This is a genomic window from Caulobacter zeae (assembly GCF_002858925.1).
Taxonomy (GTDB): Bacteria; Pseudomonadota; Alphaproteobacteria; order Caulobacterales; family Caulobacteraceae; genus Caulobacter; species Caulobacter zeae.
In genome coordinates, this window is sequence record NZ_PJRS01000009.1 from 15430 (window position 1) to 33784 (window position 18355).

General features: G+C 69.1%; 22 protein-coding genes. 9 read left to right on the forward strand and 13 right to left on the reverse strand.

Features of this window, described 5'->3' with window-relative positions:
- Positions 1 to 79 precede the first annotated feature (79 nt).
- The 10 genes from SGCZBJ_RS02565 to SGCZBJ_RS02610 form a co-directional block, all read right to left on the reverse strand.
- A complete protein-coding gene (locus SGCZBJ_RS02565; protein WP_240621394.1) occupies positions 80 to 373 on the reverse strand; it encodes a type II toxin-antitoxin system RelE/ParE family toxin in 294 nt (97 codons plus the stop codon).
- Complete coding sequence (locus tag SGCZBJ_RS02570) at positions 363 to 611, reverse strand: ribbon-helix-helix domain-containing protein (RefSeq protein ID WP_101716472.1); 249 nt, start codon at positions 609 to 611, stop codon at positions 363 to 365. The genes SGCZBJ_RS02565 and SGCZBJ_RS02570 overlap by 11 nt, the downstream gene beginning before the upstream one ends.
- A gap of 43 nt (positions 612 to 654) precedes the next feature.
- On the reverse strand, positions 655 to 1557 hold the full coding sequence (gene tatC / locus SGCZBJ_RS02575) for a twin-arginine translocase subunit TatC (RefSeq protein ID WP_101716473.1): 903 nt from the start codon (positions 1555 to 1557) through the stop codon (positions 655 to 657).
- Entirely contained in the window at positions 1554 to 2156 is a 603-nt protein-coding gene (tatB, locus tag SGCZBJ_RS02580; protein WP_101716474.1) for a Sec-independent protein translocase protein TatB, read from the reverse strand. The genes tatC and tatB overlap by 4 nt, the downstream gene beginning before the upstream one ends.
- A 104-nt stretch (positions 2157 to 2260) precedes the next feature.
- The gene (locus SGCZBJ_RS02585) at positions 2261 to 2485 is read right to left on the reverse strand and encodes a twin-arginine translocase TatA/TatE family subunit (protein WP_058349436.1); all 225 of its coding nucleotides are present in this window, start codon (positions 2483 to 2485) and stop codon (positions 2261 to 2263) included.
- 136 nt (positions 2486 to 2621) lie between these two features.
- Positions 2622 to 3287, reverse strand: a complete 666-nt coding sequence (scpB, locus tag SGCZBJ_RS02590) for an SMC-Scp complex subunit ScpB (protein WP_101716475.1) — start codon at positions 3285 to 3287, stop codon at positions 2622 to 2624.
- Between the two features lie 169 nt (positions 3288 to 3456).
- Positions 3457 to 4281, reverse strand: coding sequence for a segregation and condensation protein A (locus SGCZBJ_RS02595; protein WP_101716476.1), 825 nt, complete (start codon positions 4279 to 4281; stop codon positions 3457 to 3459).
- A complete protein-coding gene (gene nagZ, locus SGCZBJ_RS02600; RefSeq protein ID WP_101716477.1) occupies positions 4278 to 5306 on the reverse strand; it encodes a beta-N-acetylhexosaminidase in 1029 nt (342 codons plus the stop codon). The genes SGCZBJ_RS02595 and nagZ overlap by 4 nt, the downstream gene beginning before the upstream one ends.
- 12 nt (positions 5307 to 5318) lie before the next feature.
- Entirely contained in the window at positions 5319 to 6119 is an 801-nt protein-coding gene (gene ftsN / locus SGCZBJ_RS02605; protein WP_101716478.1) for a cell division protein FtsN, read from the reverse strand.
- A gap of 135 nt (positions 6120 to 6254) precedes the next feature.
- The gene (locus SGCZBJ_RS02610) at positions 6255 to 7439 is read right to left on the reverse strand and encodes a deoxyguanosinetriphosphate triphosphohydrolase (protein WP_101716479.1); all 1185 of its coding nucleotides are present in this window, start codon (positions 7437 to 7439) and stop codon (positions 6255 to 6257) included.
- A gap of 77 nt (positions 7440 to 7516) precedes the next feature.
- Between SGCZBJ_RS02610 and erpA the strand changes: the two genes are divergently transcribed.
- From erpA to SGCZBJ_RS02650, 8 genes are all read left to right on the forward strand, one after another.
- On the forward strand, positions 7517 to 7849 hold the full coding sequence (gene erpA / locus SGCZBJ_RS02615; protein ID WP_101716480.1) for an iron-sulfur cluster insertion protein ErpA: 333 nt from the start codon (positions 7517 to 7519) through the stop codon (positions 7847 to 7849).
- 67 nt (positions 7850 to 7916) lie between these two features.
- The gene (locus tag SGCZBJ_RS02620; protein WP_101711352.1) at positions 7917 to 8000 is read left to right on the forward strand and encodes a hypothetical protein; all 84 of its coding nucleotides are present in this window, start codon (positions 7917 to 7919) and stop codon (positions 7998 to 8000) included.
- Between the two features lie 97 nt (positions 8001 to 8097).
- Positions 8098 to 9195, forward strand: coding sequence for a 3-deoxy-7-phosphoheptulonate synthase (locus SGCZBJ_RS02625; RefSeq protein ID WP_101716481.1), 1098 nt, complete (start codon positions 8098 to 8100; stop codon positions 9193 to 9195).
- Between the two features lie 118 nt (positions 9196 to 9313).
- Positions 9314 to 10102 carry an exodeoxyribonuclease III gene (gene xth / locus SGCZBJ_RS02630; RefSeq protein ID WP_101716482.1) on the forward strand — a complete coding sequence of 263 codons (789 nt, stop codon included), beginning with the start codon at positions 9314 to 9316 and terminating at the stop codon, positions 10100 to 10102.
- Positions 10103 to 10168: 66 nt separating this feature from the next.
- The gene (locus SGCZBJ_RS02635) at positions 10169 to 11077 is read left to right on the forward strand and encodes a hypothetical protein (protein WP_101716483.1); all 909 of its coding nucleotides are present in this window, start codon (positions 10169 to 10171) and stop codon (positions 11075 to 11077) included.
- 66 nt (positions 11078 to 11143) lie between these two features.
- The gene (locus SGCZBJ_RS02640; protein WP_101716484.1) at positions 11144 to 11512 is read left to right on the forward strand and encodes a hypothetical protein; all 369 of its coding nucleotides are present in this window, start codon (positions 11144 to 11146) and stop codon (positions 11510 to 11512) included.
- Between the two features lie 172 nt (positions 11513 to 11684).
- A complete protein-coding gene (locus SGCZBJ_RS02645; RefSeq protein ID WP_165799222.1) occupies positions 11685 to 14183 on the forward strand; it encodes a TonB-dependent receptor in 2499 nt (832 codons plus the stop codon).
- A gap of 3 nt (positions 14184 to 14186) precedes the next feature.
- On the forward strand, positions 14187 to 15266 hold the full coding sequence (locus SGCZBJ_RS02650; protein WP_101716486.1) for a cytochrome c peroxidase: 1080 nt from the start codon (positions 14187 to 14189) through the stop codon (positions 15264 to 15266).
- Between the two features lie 56 nt (positions 15267 to 15322).
- On the opposite strand, the gene SGCZBJ_RS02655 is transcribed toward SGCZBJ_RS02650, so the two are convergent.
- Positions 15323 to 16048, reverse strand: a complete 726-nt coding sequence (locus SGCZBJ_RS02655) for an energy transducer TonB (protein ID WP_133149168.1) — start codon at positions 16046 to 16048, stop codon at positions 15323 to 15325.
- Positions 16049 to 16132: 84 nt separating this feature from the next.
- Positions 16133 to 16870, reverse strand: coding sequence for a glutathione S-transferase family protein (locus SGCZBJ_RS02660; protein WP_101716488.1), 738 nt, complete (start codon positions 16868 to 16870; stop codon positions 16133 to 16135).
- 95 nt (positions 16871 to 16965) lie between these two features.
- On the opposite strand from SGCZBJ_RS02660, the gene SGCZBJ_RS02665 reads away from it, so the two are divergent.
- Complete coding sequence (locus SGCZBJ_RS02665; protein WP_101716489.1) at positions 16966 to 17706, forward strand: helix-turn-helix transcriptional regulator; 741 nt, start codon at positions 16966 to 16968, stop codon at positions 17704 to 17706.
- On the opposite strand, the gene SGCZBJ_RS02670 is transcribed toward SGCZBJ_RS02665, so the two are convergent.
- Positions 17684 to 18346 carry a hypothetical protein gene (locus tag SGCZBJ_RS02670; protein ID WP_101716490.1) on the reverse strand — a complete coding sequence of 221 codons (663 nt, stop codon included), beginning with the start codon at positions 18344 to 18346 and terminating at the stop codon, positions 17684 to 17686. The two genes, SGCZBJ_RS02665 and SGCZBJ_RS02670, sit on opposite strands and share 23 nt — an antisense overlap.
- Positions 18347 to 18355 lie beyond the last annotated feature (9 nt).

Below are 18355 nucleotides of genomic sequence, written 5' to 3' on the forward strand. Positions count from 1 at the left end.
ATGAGCTCGGCAGGAAGTCGTTAAGAAACGCCCTTCTCTAAGGCGCGTCGGCAAGGGCGCCAACCTTTTCGCGCTACGTTCAGCCGACGGGATCGGCGCTCCAATCCTCCTGAGCATGCCGAATGCGCAGCACACGCACGTCGCTTCCGTCTACCACGTAGACGATGACGTGCGACTTGTAGGGATGGATGCGCACCGGAGGCGTGATCTCGGAGCGTTCGGGCGCGGCCCGAGGAAAGGCTTCCAGAAGGCCGAAGACCTCTTCAAGGCCCGCGTGATAGCGCTCGGCCTGCTGTCGGCCAAAAGCGCGTACGCCTTCGATATAGATGTCGACGAGATCGTCCCTGGCCCGGCGACTGAGCCTATAGGCCAAGTGCGCTGGCCCGCGCCCGAGCGATCTCAAGGATCTCGGACATGCCATGCTCGCTGTCGCCGGACGCCAAGGCCTCGTCGACCAATCCCTGCATGGCCTGGATCTTGGCGTGGCGTATGCGATCACGCTCGATCAGGTCCCGCACATAATCGGCGGGCGTGTCGTAGCGATCGGTTCGGGCCCGTTCCTCGACCCAATCCTCGTCAGCTTTCGACAAAGAGACGTTCATCGTCGCCATGACGTAAGCCTGGGACCGACGGTCTGGATTGTCAAACGACAGCCTAGACCGCCACCACGTCCTTGCTTTCCTCGGCCTCGCGCTTGGCGCGGCTGCGCTCGATCAGCCACACGCACCAGATGCCGATCTCGTAGAGCAGGCACATGGGGATCGCCAGGGTCAGCTGGCTGATGGGATCGGGCGGGGTCAGGATGGCGGCGGCGATGAACACGCCGACGATGGCGTAGCGGCGACCGGCGCGCAGCATCTTGGAATCGATGATCCCGGCCATGCCGAGCAGCGACACCACCACCGGCAGCTGGAAGCACAGGCCGAAAGCCAGCAGCAGCGAGGTCACCAGGGTCAGGTAGTCCGAGACCTTGGGCAGCAGCTGGATGTTGATGGCGGTCGTGGAGATCTGCTGGCTCATCGAGAACCACAGCACGAACGGCAGCATCACGTAGTAGACCAGCGCCGCGCCCAGGATGAACATGAACGGCGAGGCCAGCAGGAACGGCAGGAAGGCCCCCCGCTCGTTCTTGTAGAGACCCGGCGCCACAAAGCGATAAAGCTGCCAGGCCAGGACCGGGAAGGTCACGACCACGGCGCCGAAGCCCGCCAGCTTGATCTTGGTGAAGAAGAATTCCAGGGCGGCGGTGTAGACCAGCTCGAGGGCCTTGGCGTTGCCCATCGGGATGTCCTTCAGCCCGACGAGCGCCAGCAGCAGGTCGAACGGACCGTGCTTGCCGCCCGAGTGCTGCGCCGCCAGCAGTTGCTGGCCGACGGTGAAGGGCTTCACCAGGAACAGGAAGATCTGGTCGGAGAAGTAGAAGCAGACGCCGAAGCCGACGAACAGCGCCACCACGCAGACGATCAGGCGCGAGCGCAGCTCGGTCAGGTGCTCGAGCAGCGGGGCGCGCGAGGCCTCGATCTCGTCTTCCGGATCATGTCCGATCGAATTGCTCACGAAACGATGTCCGAGCTGGAGGCGGCGGTCTTGGTGGTGCGCTTGCGGACCGGCTTGGCGGCCGGCGCGGCGACTTTGGCCTTGGCGGCTTTAGGCTTGGCGGCGATGCCGACATCCTTGGAGGCGGCCTTGGCGCGCGGCTTCTTGGCGACGATCTCGACGGTCGGCTCGGCGACCGCCTTGGGCGCGCGCTTGCGGACCGGCTTGGCCGGCGGCTCGAGCGTGGCGGCCGCGTCGGCCACCGGCTCGGGATTATGCGCGGCGTAGGGGTGGGCCTGCACAGAACCGCTGTTGAGGCTGGCGTCGATGTCGGCGAACACCTGGTCGACATTGGCGTCCTTGGCCTCGTCGACGGCGACCTGCACGGGATTGGCGTACTGGCCGGCGCGCATGGCCTCGACTTCGCGACGCAGGTCGTCGAGCTCGGACTGGCGGGCCATCTCGTCGAAGCTGGCGCGGAACTCGTTGGCCATGCCGCGGATCTTGCCGACGAACTGGCCCAGCTTGCGCAGGAGAACAGGCAGGTCCTTGGGGCCGACCACGATCAGGGCGACCGCGGCGATGACCAGAAGTTCTGCGCCGCCGATATCAGGAAGCATGCAACCGCCTCAGACCGGCCCGGCGCTCGCGTGGAGGCCCAGGCCGCGCAGTGGGAAAAACGCGGGCCGCGCCCCCGCTTGCGAAGGCGCGGCGAACAGAGACCTTACGACTTGCGCAGGTCTTCCTTCTCGGCCTCGGTGCGCGGCAGGGCGCCGGTCGACTTGTTGTCGGCCACTTCCTGGCTGCTGTCGTCCTTCAGGCCGTCCTTGAACGCCTTGATGCCCTTGGCGGCGTCACCCATGATCCCGGACAGCTTGCCGCGACCGCCGAAAAGCAGGGCGACGACCGCGATCACGATCACCCAGTGAATCCAGCTCATGCTACCCATAACGGCGGTGCTCCTTGCGACAGCGGCGCTTTAGCCGCTGCGGCGTGTCGTTACAATGTCTCAGATAATATAGGCGTCCGCGTGGCGTAGAGCCAAGCGGAACGGAATGCGGCGATTGCGCCCCGGCCAAGGCAGGCTATGCCTTGTCGCCCCCTTCAAGCTCTCCCAGGAAATCCTGAGCGAATTCCGGGGTCTCGCCCTCGTCCAGCGGATCCTCGTTCTCGTCGTCGCGCATCGCCAGGGGATCAGGCACGGAAAAGCCCGGCGGCAGGTTGAGGTCGAGCAGGCCCGCGGCCTTCATTTCGGCCACGCCCGGCAGGTCGCCCAGATTCGCCAGGCCATAGTGTTCGAGGAAGGCGTCGGTGGTGCCGAAGGTCACCGGACGGCCCGGCGTGCGGCGGCGGCCACGCATGCGGATCAGGCCCAGTTCCAGCAGCACGTCCAGCGTGCCGCGGCTGGCCTGCACCCCGCGCACGGCTTCGATCTCGGCCCGGGTGACGGGCTGGTGATAGGCGACGATGGCCAGGGTTTCCTGGGCGGCCTTGGACAGGCGGCGCGGCTCCTCGCGCTCCTCGGTCATCAGGAAAGCGAGATCGGCGGCGGTCTGGAAGCGCCAGCGCCCGGCCACCTCGACCAGCTCGATTCCCCGCCCCGCCCAGGTCAGGCGCAGGTCGGCGACGCCTTGCTTGATGTCCGCGCCATCGGGCAGGCGCTTGGCCAGATCCTGGACGCTGAGCGGCTCGGCCGCCGCGAACAGCAGGGCCTCGATGCAGCGTTCGGTGAAGATGGGGTCGAGGGTCATCGTGCGGGTCGGTCGCCGAGGAACCTCCCCCCATGGGGGAGGCGATCGCGCAGCGATCGGTGGGGGGAGTGATTGCGAAACAGGCTAAACGTGACGGAAGCTGAAAACGTCCCCCCACCGGCCTGCGGCCGCCTCCCCCTTGGGGGGAGGTTCCAGGAAGACACGTCCATCACAGCAGCCCCTCCCCGCCATCGGTCCGAGTGCGCAGGTAGATCTCCTCGAACGCGCCCATCTGGCGGACGGTCAGGGCGCCTTCCTTGGCCAGTTCCAGGCTCGCCGACAGGGTCGAGGCCAGATAGCTGGCGGGCGTGGGGCCTTCGGGGTCTTCCTCCCAGCGCTCGACGGGAGCCACGCCGGACAGCGCCGTCCACTCCTCCATCCGCGGCAGGAAGGTGCGCAGGCGGTCGCGGGCGTCTTCCAGCGGATAGGCCTGGGGCGGACGCGGGGCGTAGTGGCGGCCGTGCTCGCGCTTTCGCTGGCTGATGTAGGCGCTCATCAGGGCGTAGAGGTCGCCCTCGAAACGGGTGGACGAGACGATCTTCACCGCGTCCGGATCGCCGCGCATGAAGACGTCGCGCTTGAGCTGCGGGCGCTCCTTAAGGGCCTCGACCGACTTGCGCATGGCGTCAAGCTTGGCCAGGCGGAAGGCCAGTTGGGCGGCCATCTCCTCGGCCGGCGGCTCCTCGGCCTTGGGCCGCTCGGGCTTGGGCAGCAGCAGGCGCGATTTCAGGTAGGCCAGCCAGGCGGCCATGACCAGATAGTCGGCGGCCAGCGAGAAGCGCACGCGGCGGGCCTGCTGAACGAAGGCCAGGTACTGCTCGGCCAGGCGGGTGATCGACAGCTGGAGCAGGTCGACCTTCTGATTGCGGGCCAGGGCCAGGAGGACGTGCAGCGGCCCTTCGTAGCCATCGATGTCGATGACCAGGGCCGCGCCGTCTTCGGCCGCCTCACGGGCGGCCGCGAAGTCGAATGTGGGCTGAAAGCCCGTGCTCACCCGGCGTACCGGCCGTCGAAGGCGGCGTCGAAGCGGCCCCGGGCCTCGACCACGTCGAGCGGCTCGGGAACCTTGACCAGGCGGCCCATGACGGCCTGGGCCCGGCGGCGGGCCTCCTTGGACATCTTGCCGACGCCGGCCATCACGGCCTTCATCTCGTCCATGTCGCCGTTGCAGTGCAGGACGACGTCGCAGCCGGCCGACAGGCTGTCCTTGGCGCGCTGCTTGAAGTCGCCCGACAGCGCCTTCATCGACAGGTCGTCGCTCATCAGCAGGCCGTCAAAGCCCAGCGAGCCCCGAATGATCTGCTTGATGGCCTTCTTCGAGGTGGTGGCGGGGCGGCGGCGATCGATGGCCGTGTAGACGACGTGGGCGGTCATCGCCATCGGCATGTCCGACAGCACCCGGAACGGGGCGAAGTCGCGTTCGTCCAGCTCCGCCAGCTTGACCTTCACCACCGGCAGCTCAAGATGGCTGTCGGCCATGGCGCGACCGTGGCCGGGGATGTGCTTGATGATCGGCAGCACGCCGCCGGCCAGCAGGCCCTCGGCGGCGGCGCGGCCCAGCGTGGCCACCTGCTGCGGCGTGTCGCCATAGGCGCGGTCGCCGATGATCTCGTGGCCCTTGGGGTCGGGCACGTCGAGCACGGGCACGCAGTCGACGTTGATCCCCAGCGAGGTCAGGTCGTGGGCGATCAGGCGGGCGCCCAGGCGGGTGATCTCGCGCGCGACCAGCGGGTCGTTGGCGACCAGCTCGCCATAAGCCCGGCCCGGCGGATACTTCCCCCAGTGGGGGGGGCCAAGGCGGGCGACGCGGCCCCCCTCCTGGTCGATCAGGATCGGTGCATCAGGCCGCCCGATGGTCTCGCGCAGCGCCGAGGTCAGCTTGCGCACCTGGTCGGGCGTCTCGATGTTGCGCTTGAAGAGGATGAAGCCCCACGGCTTCACGTCGCGGAAGAAGGCGGCCTCTTCCGCCGACAGGACGGTCCCGGCGCAGCCGAGGATGGCGGCGGACGACGTGCTCATGGGCCCCCTCGCCTACTTCACGAAGCAGGATTTGCCGGCGGCGCTCAGGGCGTCGCAGAACGCCTTGGCGTCGGCGCGGCTGGAGAAGCCCGTGACCGAGGTGCGGTAGAGGGTGGAGCCGTTCTTGTCGATCGCCTCGACCTTCTTGCCCTTGCCGGCGGCCAGGCCCGGCGCGATGCGGGCGGCGTCGTTCCACGCCTTGTCAGCCAGGGCGGTCGAGGACAGGGCGCCGATCTGGACGCTGGCCGGACCCGAGGCGGCGGCCGCGGGCTTGGGCGCGGCGACGGCCGGCTTCGGCGGAGCGACGGCGGCGGTGGCCAGGCTCTCGATGCTGGGGGCCGGGGCGGGCTTTGCGGCCGGCTTGGCGACCGGCGGAGCGGCGACAGGCGCGGAGGGCGCCGTGGCGGCGGGCTTGGCCGGCGGCAGGCTGGCGCTCTGCACCGGAGCGGCCGGCGGCGGCGCGGTCGGACGGGCCATCGGCTCTTCCGGCGGCGCGGCGTAGGTCGGCGAGGCCGTCGGGTTCTCGTGGCTGTAGATCTGCAGGCCGGCGGCCTCGTCGGGCTTGTTCTGGTCAGGCGCCGGGGCGGCCTTGATCTCGGCGACCGGCTCGCCGACGGTGCGCGGGGCGTCGTTGGGGCCGCGCACGCCGTTGCGATAGATCAGGAACACCGCCACCAGCAGCGTGCCCAGCACCACCGCGCTGATGATCAGGGTCAGCGGCAAGGGCCGCGACCCGCGCACCGGCTGGCGCGCATCGAACGAAAGCGGCGCATCGGTGGGCGGCGCATAGGCGCCGCGGTGCGGGTCGGACATCGAAAAAGGCTCCAGAATTCCGGCGCGCGTTCACCATGTGCGAATCACGCGCGCAAGTCCCTACTCTACTGGACCCGATGCCCGTTCAGAACTGTCGCACCCTCGACGGTCGTGCGTCGCCCGGCGCTCGCCCCGTCAGCTCCACACATCCAGGTGGAACAGCTTGCGGTGTTCCTCGATGGCGAAGCGGTCGGTCATGCCGGCGATGTAGTCGCACACCACGCGAGCCCTTCCGGCTTGGTCGCGGTTCTGCGACTTGGCGAACCATTCCGAAGGCAGCACCTCGGGTTCGGCCAAGAACAGCGTGAACATCTCGGCCAGAATGCGGCGCGCCTGGCTGCGGGTGCGGTTCACGCGCCAGTGGCGGTACATCCGGGCGTGCAGGAACTCGCGCAGGCGGGCCAGGTCTTCCAGCATGTCGGACGAGAACGACACCAGGGCGTGCGGCAGGGCCCGCACCTCGTCGGCCGAGGCGACGCCGGTGATCGCGGCGCGCTGCAGGGTCTCGCCCATCACGTCGTCGACCATGGCACCGATCATCCGGCGAACGGCTTCCAGGCGGGTGATGCGGGCGTCGAGTTCGGGACGCTCGCTGCGCACGGCCGCCAGGATCGGGCCGATCAGCGGCACGTCCATCAGTTCGTCCAGCGTGAAGAGCCCCGCCTCCACCCCGTCGTCGATGTCGTGGTTGTTGTAGGCGATGTCGTCCGACAAGGCCGCCACCTGCGCCTCGGCCGAAGCCCAGGTGTCGAGCTTGAGGCCGTATTCGCCGTCGTACTTGGAGATCGCCTTCCACGACGGCTGACCCAGCTTATGGATCACCGGGCCGTTGTGCTTGATGACCCCTTCCAAGGTCTCCCAGGTCAGGTTCAGGCCGACGAAGTCGGGATAGCGGTGTTCCAGCTCGGTCACGACCCGGAAGGTCTGGACGTTGTGGTCGAAGCCGCCGAACTCCTTGGTCTGCAGCTCCAGCTCGTCCTCGCCGGCGTGGCCGAACGGCGGGTGGCCCAGGTCATGGGCCAGGGCGATGGTCTCGGCCAGGTCGGCGTCCAGCCCCAGGGCCGTGGCCAGCGAGCGGGCGATCTGGGCCACTTCCAGCGAGTGGGTCAGGCGGGTGCGGAACTGGTCGCCCTCGTGGGCGACGAAGACCTGGGTCTTTTCCTTCAGCCGGCGGAAGGCCGAGGTGTGGATGATGCGGTCGCGATCGCGGGCGAACGGGGTGCGGGTGCGGCTCTCGTCTTCCTGATAGCGCCGGCCGCGTGACTTGGCCGGATCTTCGGCGTAGGGGGCGCGGGGGACGGCGAACGGAGACGTCGACATGAGCGGCCTTTGCTGATCGCCCCTTTTCCCGGGGCGCGGTCGCCCTCATATATGCGATAGATCAAGTTTCCACAGCCATGACCGACATCACCGTTACGCTTTCTTCCAACGCCGCCCGCCGCCTGCACGCCCTCTCGGAGGCCGAAGGTCGCGAAGTCATGCTCCGCGTCGCGGTCGACGGCGGCGGCTGCTCGGGCTTTCAGTACCGGTTCGACCTGGTCGAGGCCGCAGAAGCCGACGACCTGAAGATCGAGCGCGACGGCGCCTCGGCCCTGGTCGACGTCGTGTCGCTGGCCCTGCTCAAGGGTTCGGAGATCGATTTCGTCGACGAACTGGCCGGCGCCGAGTTCCGGGTCAGGAACCCCAACGCCAAGTCCAGCTGCGGCTGCGGCGTCAGCTTCTCGATCTGACGCCCCTTCCCGCCCCTCTCAAGTTTATGGCGTGACACGCGCCAAACTAGGCTCTACGGTTCCCGCCATGATCCTCGCCGCCAGCCAACAGCTGTTTTGGTACTTTAGCTATCCGACGCCTCTGGCGCCGGGAGGGGATCGTTTGGCCTGAGATCAGGCCGCCAAAAACGCCTTTCACCAGCCGCCAGGGGTTCCCCGGGCGGCTTTTTTGATGGCCGCCGGACCCCGCGAATTTTCCGGAGCACGCCATGCCATCCTCGACCGCCGCCAACCTCGTCTCGCTGCCCGTCCCCACCGACGACCTGCGCATCCAGAAACTCCAGACCCTCAGCCCGCCCGCCCAGGTGATCGGCGAAGCGCCGGCCACCTCGACGACGGCCGAGCTCGTCGAAGGCTCGCGTCAGGCCGTCCATGAGATCCTGCACGGCCGCGACGACCGCTTGGTGGTGGTGATCGGCCCCTGCTCGATCCACGACCCCAAGGCCGCCATCGACTACGCCAGCCGCCTGGCCGCCGAACGCGAGCGCCATGCCTGCGAGCTGGAAGTGATCATGCGCGTCTACTTCGAAAAGCCGCGCACGACGGTGGGCTGGAAGGGCCTGATCAACGACCCGGGCCTGGACGGCGGCTTCCACATCAATGAAGGCCTGCGCCTGGCGCGCCGGGTGCTGCTCGACGTCTCCGCCCAGGGCCTGCCGGCGGCCTGCGAGTTCCTGGACGTCACCACCCCGCAGTACATCGCCGACCTGGTGGCCTGGGGCGCGATCGGCGCCCGCACCACCGAAAGCCAGATCCACCGCGAGATGGCCTCGGGGCTGTCGTGCCCGGTCGGCTTCAAGAACGGCACCAACGGCGACGTGAAGGTCGCGGTCGACGCGGTCACCGCCGCCGCCCAGCCGCACCATTTCCTGGCCGTGACCAAGGAAGGCCGCGCCGCCATCGCCACCACCACCGGCAACGCCGACAGCCACGTGGTGCTGCGCGGCGGCAAGACCCCCAACTACGACGCCGCCAGCGTCGCGGCGGCGGCGCAGGCCCTGACCAAGGCCGGCCAGCCGCCGCGCCTGATGGTCGACGCCAGCCACGCCAACAGCGGCAAGAACCACGAGAACCAGCCGGCCGTGGTCGCCGACATCGCCGCCCAGGTGGCGACCGGAACCTCGCCGATCATGGGCGTGATGATCGAGAGCAACCTGGTGGCCGGCCGCCAGGACATCGTTCCCGGCCAGCCCCTGACCTACGGCCAATCGGTCACCGACGCCTGCGTCGACTGGGATACGTCGGTGCGCATGCTCGAAGACCTGGCGCAAGCCGTCCGCGCAGGTCGCCAGGCGCGCAAGGCTTAGGACGCCTGGACGGAGGGGCGCCCCAGGGGCGTCCCTCCCTATCCCCTGAAATCTCGCCTGCATGGCTTGAGCGCGCGGCCGCCGCCCCCTAGCCTCCGCCCGCCTATCGGAGCCCGCCATGCGCATCGCCACCTGGAACGTCAATTCGGTCAACGCCCGCCTGGACAACGTCCTGGCCTGGTTCGAGGCCGAGGCGCCCGATGTCGCCGTGCTGCAGGAGATCAAGTGCGTCGACGAGAAGTTCCCGGCCGAGGCGTTCGAACGCCTCGGCTACAACGTCGTCGTGCACGGCCAGAAGACCTACAACGGCGTGGCCCTGCTCTCGAAGCATCCGGTCGAGGACGTCCGCAAGGGCCTGCCCCTCCTGGAAGGCGACGCCGAGGACGAGCAGGCGCGCTATGTCGAGGCGGTGATCTCGGGTCCCAAGCCGGTGCGGGTGATCGGCATCTACCTGCCCAACGGCAATCCGATCGGCACCGAGAAGTTCGCCTACAAGCTGTCGTGGATGCGTCGCCTGCACGAGCACGCCAAGGGCTTGCTGGCCTTTGAAGAGCCCCTGGTCATAGCGGGCGACTACAACGTCATCCCCGAGGTCGAGGACGTGGCCAATCCCGAAGCCTGGCTGGGCGACGCCCTGTTCCAGCCCGAGAGCCGAGCGGCCTTCCGGGCGCTCAAGAACCTGGGCTTCACCGACGCCTACATGCAAGCCGACGGAGCCCCCGGCGGCTACACCTTCTGGGACTATCAGGCCGGCGCCTGGCCGCGGAACCTGGGCATCCGCATCGACCACCTGCTGCTGTCGCCCCAGGCGGCCGACAAGCTGGCCGAGGTGAAGATCCACCGCGACGAGCGCGACAAGGAAAAGCCGTCGGACCACGTGCCGGTGGTGGCGACCCTGGCGCTGTAAGCACGCAGCGCGGCCGGTAGCCGGCGCCTCTGTCGCGAATCCGCGAACGCCGCTAGCCTCCGCGCCATGAGCGAGTTCTGGCGCCTCCTGTTGCTTGTCGCCATCGCCGGGTCGGCCGTCACCTTCATGGGCAGCGCGGCCATCTGGTTCATGGACGAAGAGCGTCGCATCCGCCGCGCCCTGCGCCACGTGCTCAAGGGCGAGCCGGAGACCGTGATCATCGCCCGCGGCCGCGGCAAGGGCGTGGGCTTCTCGTTCGACACCAACACCGCCGCCGTGGCCTGGGACAGCGGGACCTGGTGCCTGCTCTATCGCATCGACGAACTGATGGGCGCCGAACTGTCGGTCGACAACCAGGTCGTGGGCCGCGTCTTCCGCGGCGAGCAGCGCCGGGCCATCGACCAGATCGTGCAGCAGGCCGCCCGCGTCTGCCTGCGGCTGATCTTCGACGATCCGCGCCATCCCGACTTCGAGCTGGACCTGTGGCTGGAGGGCGACGAGCAGCAGCGCCAGAGCCGCTCGCCCGCCCTGGCGATCCAGGAGGCCAACCGCTGGCTGGCCAGGGCCGAGGCGATCGTGCGCCGGCCGCTGGCCCCGCGCGGCGCCTCGCCGGCCGCCGCCAAGGCCGGCGAGCCCGAGATCGCCCGCCGCCCCGAACCGGCCATGCCGGCCGACAAGCCCAAGCCCTATCGCTCGGCCCGCGAGGCGGTGACGGCGGGAGCCGCCGGCGCCGCCGCGGCCGTCGCCACCGCCCCCCTGTTCGAGGAGATCGACGACGGCCCAGAGGCCGCCGATCCGCCCTGGTCCGACCCGGACGCCCCCATCCAGGCCTGGGCTGACGACGGCGACACCACCGACGAGCCCGCCTACCTGCCGCCCGAGCGTCCCTACAAGCCGGTGTCCAAGGCCGCCCGCGACGCCAAGGGCGACCAGGACGAGCTGCCGTTCGACCTGGACGACGAGGACGACTACTGAGGCTCTCGCCCGGGTTGCATGGCGACGCTGCGTGAGGCACGCTCAAGTCTCTCGTGGAGACGCGCCATGATCCGCCTCGCCGCCCTCGCCCTGCCCCTGCTGCTGACCGCCCCTGCCATGGCCCAGACGCCGACGCCCTTGGCGCCGCAAAGGCTGGTGCTGAACCTGGCCGACCGCGACGGCGACGGCGTGGTCAGCCCGGTCGAGGCCGCCGAGCACCTGGCGTCGGGCGACGCCGCCGAACTGCCCGCCGCCCAGCCGTTGAGCCCGCTCCATCGGGGTCCCCGCCTCAGGCCCGGCAAAGCCAAGGCCGAGAAACCGGACGAGGCCGGCTTTCCCGGCTTGTCGATGAAGCGCCGCTTCGTCCCGGCCAGCGAATTCGAACGGGCCCTGGAATATCGCTTCCTGGAAGAGCTTAAGGACCGCCGCAAGTAGCGGTAATCCCTTGCCGCGGGCCATCCCGCCCTGCGCACCAAAATTCCGCCCATTTTTTGCCGGCTGCGGCCATCCCGTAGTTGCGAGTCGATCTCAACGCGCCTAAGACCCCCGCCCTTATTGCGATTGATACGCACGAGCGTTGGTACGGGGCGAGTAGATGAAGCGAGCGATGATGACGACCGCGGCGATGGCCGTGGCCTTGGGCGCGGCCGGCCAGGCCTGGAGCCAGGACGAAAAAGCCGAGCGCCTACCGAAAGTCAGCATCGAGGCGACCGCCGCCGCTCCGCCCGCCGCCGCCTACCAGGCCGCCGATCCGGTCGACTCGGGCACCTCGAAGATCAGCCGCCGCGCCCTCGAAGACCGCACGCCCGGCAATGGCGACGTCATCGAGACCCTGAAGATCCTGCCCTACGCCAACTTCGACTCCAACCAGGGGGTGGCCACGCAGGAAAGCATCCAGGACCAGCGTCCGGCCAACATCTCGATCTCCGGCGGCCAGTTCTACGACAACTACTTCTCGATCGACGGGATCGGCGTGAACAGCCGCCTGGACGTCGTCAATCTGGGCGGCACCAACCTGCAGAACTACAACGAGACCGGCGGCGGCAGCGCTCAGTCGATCTGGCTCGACACCAACCTGATCGAGAGCCTGACGGTGCGCGACAGCAATGTCTCGGCCCAGTACGGCGGTTTCACCGGCGGCGTGGTCCAGGTCGAGACCCGCCAGCCGTCGCACGTGTTCGGCGGCACGCTGACGGTCGGCTGCACCAACGACAGCATGACCTCGTTCAAGATCCCGGCGAAGACCCTGGCCGCCCTGGGCGGCGTCAAGCCGGAGCATCCCAACTACGAAAAGTGCAAGGTCAACGCGACGGTCGACCTGCCGATCAACGAGAAGGTCCGCGTCCTGCTCGGCGCCGGCCGGCAGGAAACCGAGATGACCTACTACCGCGCCGCCAACTACGGCGGCGGCGCGTTCGGGCTGAAGAGCCGCAGCACCAACGCCCTGGCCAAGGTCGAGGTCGACCTCGCGCCGGATCTCGTGCTGCGCGGCCAACTGGCCTACAGCCCCTACACCAGCCAGAACTCGGCCGACAACGCCCGCAACGCAGTCATGACCCAGCAGGGCGGCGGCCTGACCGGCAAGCTGGAGCTGGCCGGCAAGCGCGACCAGGCCAACTGGACGCTGGCCGCCACCTACGCCAAGGCCAAAAGCGGCCGCGAGGCGCCGGACCCAAACTTCTCGTGGTCGTCGGCCTCGAACTACGCCGACTGGTGCTCCAGCACCAACTGCACCGAAGGCAGCTTCGGCGACCTCGACCAATGGCAGGAAGACATCGGCCTGCAGGCCCGCTGGAGCCAGCCGTTCATGGGCGGCGACCTGCGCCTGGGCGCCGACTACGGCCATGTCGAGGCCCGCAAGACCCGCCCCGAGGACAATTACGCCTACAGCCAGGGCACGGTCAGCAGCCGCGTCACCTGCGCGGCGGGCGACGTGGCCTGCAAGGAGGGCGACATCGTCCTGCTCAGCGCCATCTACTACCAGGCCTACGACGCCCAGGTCAGCCTGGACTCGGTGTCGGCCTTCGCCGAGTACGAAGTCAGCCGGGGCCCGCTGACGGTGCGCGGCGGCCTGCGCTACGACCATGAGAGCCTGCTGGCCAACCACAGCTTCGCCCCCCGTCTGTCGGTGGTCTACGAACTGCCGTGGGAGGTCACCGCCACGGTCGGCGCCAACCGCTACTACTCGCGCGACTTCCTGGGTTACGCGATCAAGTCGCAGTACCCGGGCACCAGGGTCTATCGCCGCACCACCTCGACGGTGAACGGCCAACTGGTGGCCGGCGCCTGGACGCTCAACACCCACACCGTCACGGCCGGCGTCGCGGGCACCGGCGTCAAGACGCCCTACTCCGACGAACTGACCTTCGCCCTGGCCAAGCCGATCTTCGGCGGCGTCGCCCGGATCAAGGGCGTGGCCCGCGAGAGCCGCGACCAGTTCACCGCCGGCGTCGTCACGGTGAACCAGTACATCCGCGAGACCAACGGCCAGACCTACACCTACAACACCACCAGCCTGGGCAACGCCGGCGAGACCTCGTTCCGCGGCCTGTCTGCCGAATGGAGCCGTGGCTTCGGGCGTCACACCGTCTCGCTGAACGGCTCGTGGTCGAAGACCGAGGACAACCTCAGCGACAGCTACTACGAGGATCCGTCGGACGAGACCGAGTACGGCGACGAGCTGATCTACTACAAGGGCGAGGTCCGCACCCTGACGGGCGTGATCGCCGAGAACCAGCGCCTGAACTACGCCGCGCCGGGGCTGATCAACGGCGACTGGAGCGCCGACTGGTGGAAGGGCCGCGTGCGGACCAACCTCAACGCCCGCTGGCGCTCGGGCTACGACCAGATCGAGGACCTGGGAACCTACCAGACCGTCAGCGGCGTGCGCTACGCGGTGTGGGACGTGGTCCGCTACAAGTCGCAGACGACGTTCAACGCCAACGTCTCGGCCCTGGTGGCCAAGACCGCCTATGGCGAGGCGCGCCTCGACCTGCGGATCACCAACCTGCTCGACACCCTGCCCCAGACGGTCACCGCCGCCTCGACCAGCAAGCCCTACCGCATGGGCCAGTCGTTCTGGGTGGGCATGAGCTACAAGTTCTAAGCCATGAAGCGCGCGGCGAATCTCCTTCTTTTGCTGGGAACGGCGTCTGCCCTGATCGGGCTGGCGCCGGCGCCCGACCCGACGGCGCTTCGCCGCGCCGCCTTCGCGGGCAAGCCCGACAGCTGGCCCGCCCCCACCCTGCTGCCGGGGGCCAGCTTCACGCCGTTCGGCGCCCTGCCCGCCCCCGCCGTCCCGGCCGACAATCCGCAGACGCCGGAGAAGATCGCGCTGGGCCGCAAGCTGTTCGACGATCCCAAGCTCTCGGGCTCGGGCCAGATCGCCTGCGCCTCTTGCCACAATCCCGAACTGGCCTTCGGCGACGGGGTGAAGACCTCGTTCGGCCACGACCGCCAGCGCGGCCGCCGCAACGCCCCCACCTTGAGCGTCGTGGCCTGGCGCACGCCGCTGTTCTGGGACGGCCGCGCCGGCAGCCTGGAGACCCAGGCCCTGGGCCCCGTGGTCGACCACAAGGAGATGGCCGGCGACCCGCGCGAGATCGAACGGCGCCTGGCCGCCGATCCCGACTACCGCAAGGATTTCCAGGCCGTGTTCGGCGCCAAGCGCCCGACGATGCAGGACGCCGCCAAGGCCCTGGGCGCCTACCAGCGCACCCTCAAGCCGCGCAGCAGCAAGTGGGACCGGGCGCTGTCGCTGGGCGGGCGAGTGCTGACCGACCAGGAGCTGCAAGGGCTGGAGCTGTTCCAGGGCAAGGCCGGCTGCGTGAACTGCCACAACGGCCCGCTGCTGTCGGACGGCAAGTTCCACAACATCGGCCTCAGCTTCTATGGCCGCAAGCTGCAGGACCTGGGCCGCTACGAGGTCAGCGGCGACCCCGCCGACGTCGGCGCGTTCCTGACGCCGTCGCTGCGCGGGATCTCCAAGACCGGCCCCTACATGCACAACGGCATCTTCCCCACGCTGGAAGGCACGGTGAACTTCTACAACGAGGGCGGCGCCCGCCCCCGGCCCAAGCCCGAACAGGCCGGCGACCGCCTTTTCCCGACCACGACCTCGCTGCTCAAGCCGCTCGGCCTGACGCGCGAGGAGAAGGCGGCGCTGGTGGCGTTCTTGGAGACGCTGTAGGCGACCCCCTCCGGCCCTCCGCAAGACGCTCCCCCTGACGGGGGAGGAACTTGCCCCTACCCCTTCACCGCGTACGCGATCGGGGTCTCGAAGCGGCGGCGGTTCCAGTCGGAGTCGCGGGGGGCCTTGGGGAACGGGGCGGCGGCCGACAGCAGGTCCATGGCGGCGGCGTCCAGCGCGCGGTCGCCGCTGCTCTCGACGATCACAGCTCGCGACATCCGGCCGAAGCGGTCGAGGGTGAAGGCCACGACGACGACGCCCTGGGTGCGGCGGCGCTTGAGGCCCTCCGGCATCACCTTGCGGGCCTCGATCCACGACAGCACCTGGGCGGCGTAGGGATCGTGGGTCTTGGCGGACTCGCCGCGCACCTGCACCGGCGCGCCGCCGCCGGCCGGGGCCGAGGCGGCCGAAGCGGCGACCGCCACGGGGGTCGCTGTCGAGGTCGAGCGGGTCTCGACCGGCTGTGGCGCGACCTGCGGGGCGGCGATCAGCGGATCGGGCGCGGGGATGGAAACCGGCCGCGGCCGGATCGGCGAGGCCATCCGGGCCTCATGGGGCACGGCCTGCTCGCGCCGCTCGTCCGAGGCCTTGGACGGCGAAGGCTCGGGACTGGGGGTCATGGCCTCGAACAGCGAGGCCTCCATGGCCGGCGGCTCGGCCAGGCCCGGCATGGCGCGGACGAAACCGACCAGCCCGGCGATGACGGCCGCATGCAGCCCGACCGACACGCCGGCGGCGAGGACCTTGTCCCCGCCCCGCCGGCCCGACCGGGGCCGTCTCACGCCTATGGATTCCGCGACACTCATAAGAATGCGTCGCATCTACAGGATGGACGGCCTTGGCACAACGTCCGGAAGGCTGCGTAGTCAGGCCGCCTTCAGGGTCTCGGAGCGGACCTCCGGCGCGAAAGCCGGATAGAAGGTCGCCAGCATCCGCTCGGCATAGGCCACGAGGTTGCAGAACCCCTCGGCCCGGCGACGGATCGGCGAGTCGAAGAACGGCGTCAGGATTTGGGCCAGCATGGCGAAGACGATGGCGTCGACGCTGGTCGGCCGCTCGCCCATCATGAAGGCCTTGTCGCCCAGCATCTCCGAGAGCGCGGTCAGCGACCAGGACGCCAGCTCGACGATCTCGTCGGGCGAGTGCCGACCAATGCCGACGGCCTTCAGATTGGCCTCGACGGTGTCGAGCAGCCCCGCCTTCAGGTCCTGGCGCATGGCCTCGGGCGCGCCGTCGAACCAGCGGGCCGGCCCCTTCTCGAAATTGTCGAAGTCGAAGAAGCGGAAATAACAGTTGGCCCAGCCCAGCTGGTTCTCGACCATCCGCTCGATCGCCCAGGCCTGGGCGCGCTCGACGCGGGAGAGGCTCGCATCCAGGTCGACGCCGTAGCTGCGCTCGAGATAGGCGCGGATGAAGGTGGAGTCGGCGACCTTGACGCCGTCGTCGTCGATCCAGGGCAGCTGGCCCTTGGGCGAGGTCTCCGGATGGGCGGGGACCTTCTGGTGATCCAGGCCCGCCATCATCAGGTGGATCTCGGTCTTGGTGACGTAGGGGCTTCCCTCAGGCAGGCCGTAGGCCGGGCCGGCGGCGTAGAGCGTGATCATCTCGAGGTCCCTCTCGTGCAGTATTGCGATGGGGACAGACTGCCGCCACCCTGCTGCCAGCATGCTGTCAGCAACGATCCGGCACAGTGAGACCCATGAGACGCGCTGAACGCCTATTCCAGATCATCCAGATCCTTCGCCGCAGCCGTGCGCCGGTCACCGCCGACGCCATCGCGGCCGAACTGGAGACCTCCAAGCGCAGCGTCTATCGCGACATCGCCGCATTGGTCGGTCAGAGGGCGCCCATCCGCGGCGAGGCGGGCGTCGGCTACGTGCTGGAGGCCGGATACGACATGCCGCCCCTGATGCTGACGCCGGACGAGATCGAAGCCGCCGTGCTGGGCGCCCAATGGGTGGCCGGCCGGGGCGATCCCGCCCTGGCCACCGCCGCCCGCGACCTCATCGCAAAGATCGCCGCCGCCGTGCCCGACAACCTGCGCCCCTACGTGCTGGAGCCGGCCACCCGCGCGCCCGCGCCCTGGAACCCCGCTCCCGACGGCATCGACATGGCCCAGACCCGGGCCTGGATCCACGCCGGCCGCAAGATCCGGCTGGACTATCGCGACGAGAAGGGCGCGGTCAGCCAGCGCGTCGTCTGGCCGGTGACCGTCGGCTACATGGCCACTACCCGCATGCTGATCGCCTGGTGCGAGCTGCGCGACGACTTCCGCAACTTCCGCACCGACCGGGTGGTGGCCGCCGAGTTCCTCGACGACCGCCACGGCCAGCGCCCCGCCGTGCTGCGCGCCCGCTGGCAGCGGCAGATGGAAGAGGAATGGGCCGCCTACGACGCGGCCAAGGCAGCCGGAACCGCTATCCCCCATAGCCCGGGCTGAAGCACCGGGCTGGGTACTTGTAAGCCGGGCTGTTGTAGTTCGCGAGCACCGAGCGCTGCTCGGCCGGACGCCAGGCCTTGCCGTCGAAACGCCAGAGGTCGGTGTCGGTATCGTAGTCCCAGCCGTTGTCAAAGCTCGCCCGTCGCCTCTCGCCGCAATGGGTGTGGGAGATCAACGCATATCGCCCGCCCGGGAAGAACACGGCGCGGCTGTAACGGGTGCGATCGAAGCTGTGCAGCCTCTCGACCGGCAAACTCATGCCATTGCCGACCGCCTTGGGAACGCCGGCGGCGTCCAGCACCGCGTCGCAGTCGATAGGGACGGCCTGGCGCGGCTTGGCCCAGTTCAGCGCCCACCCCACCAGCCGCAGCTTCAACGGCGTGTCGCCAACCGCCCGCCAGCGCGAGGGAACGCCCTCCACAGCCTCGGCGCGGCGGATTTCCATCGGCTCGGCGGCCCAGGCCTCGTCGAAGCGGCCAAGGCGGTAGGCCTCGATCGCGGCCACGACCTGGCATTCGCGGGCGACGTGCTCGGGCGTATCGATGGGATCGTGCAGCCACAGACCCAGCGCGACCATCGAGGTCGCCGCCGCGCCGAGCGCGACCCCTGTCCCGATCGCCAACGCCTTGCCGACACCCATGCCCCGCCC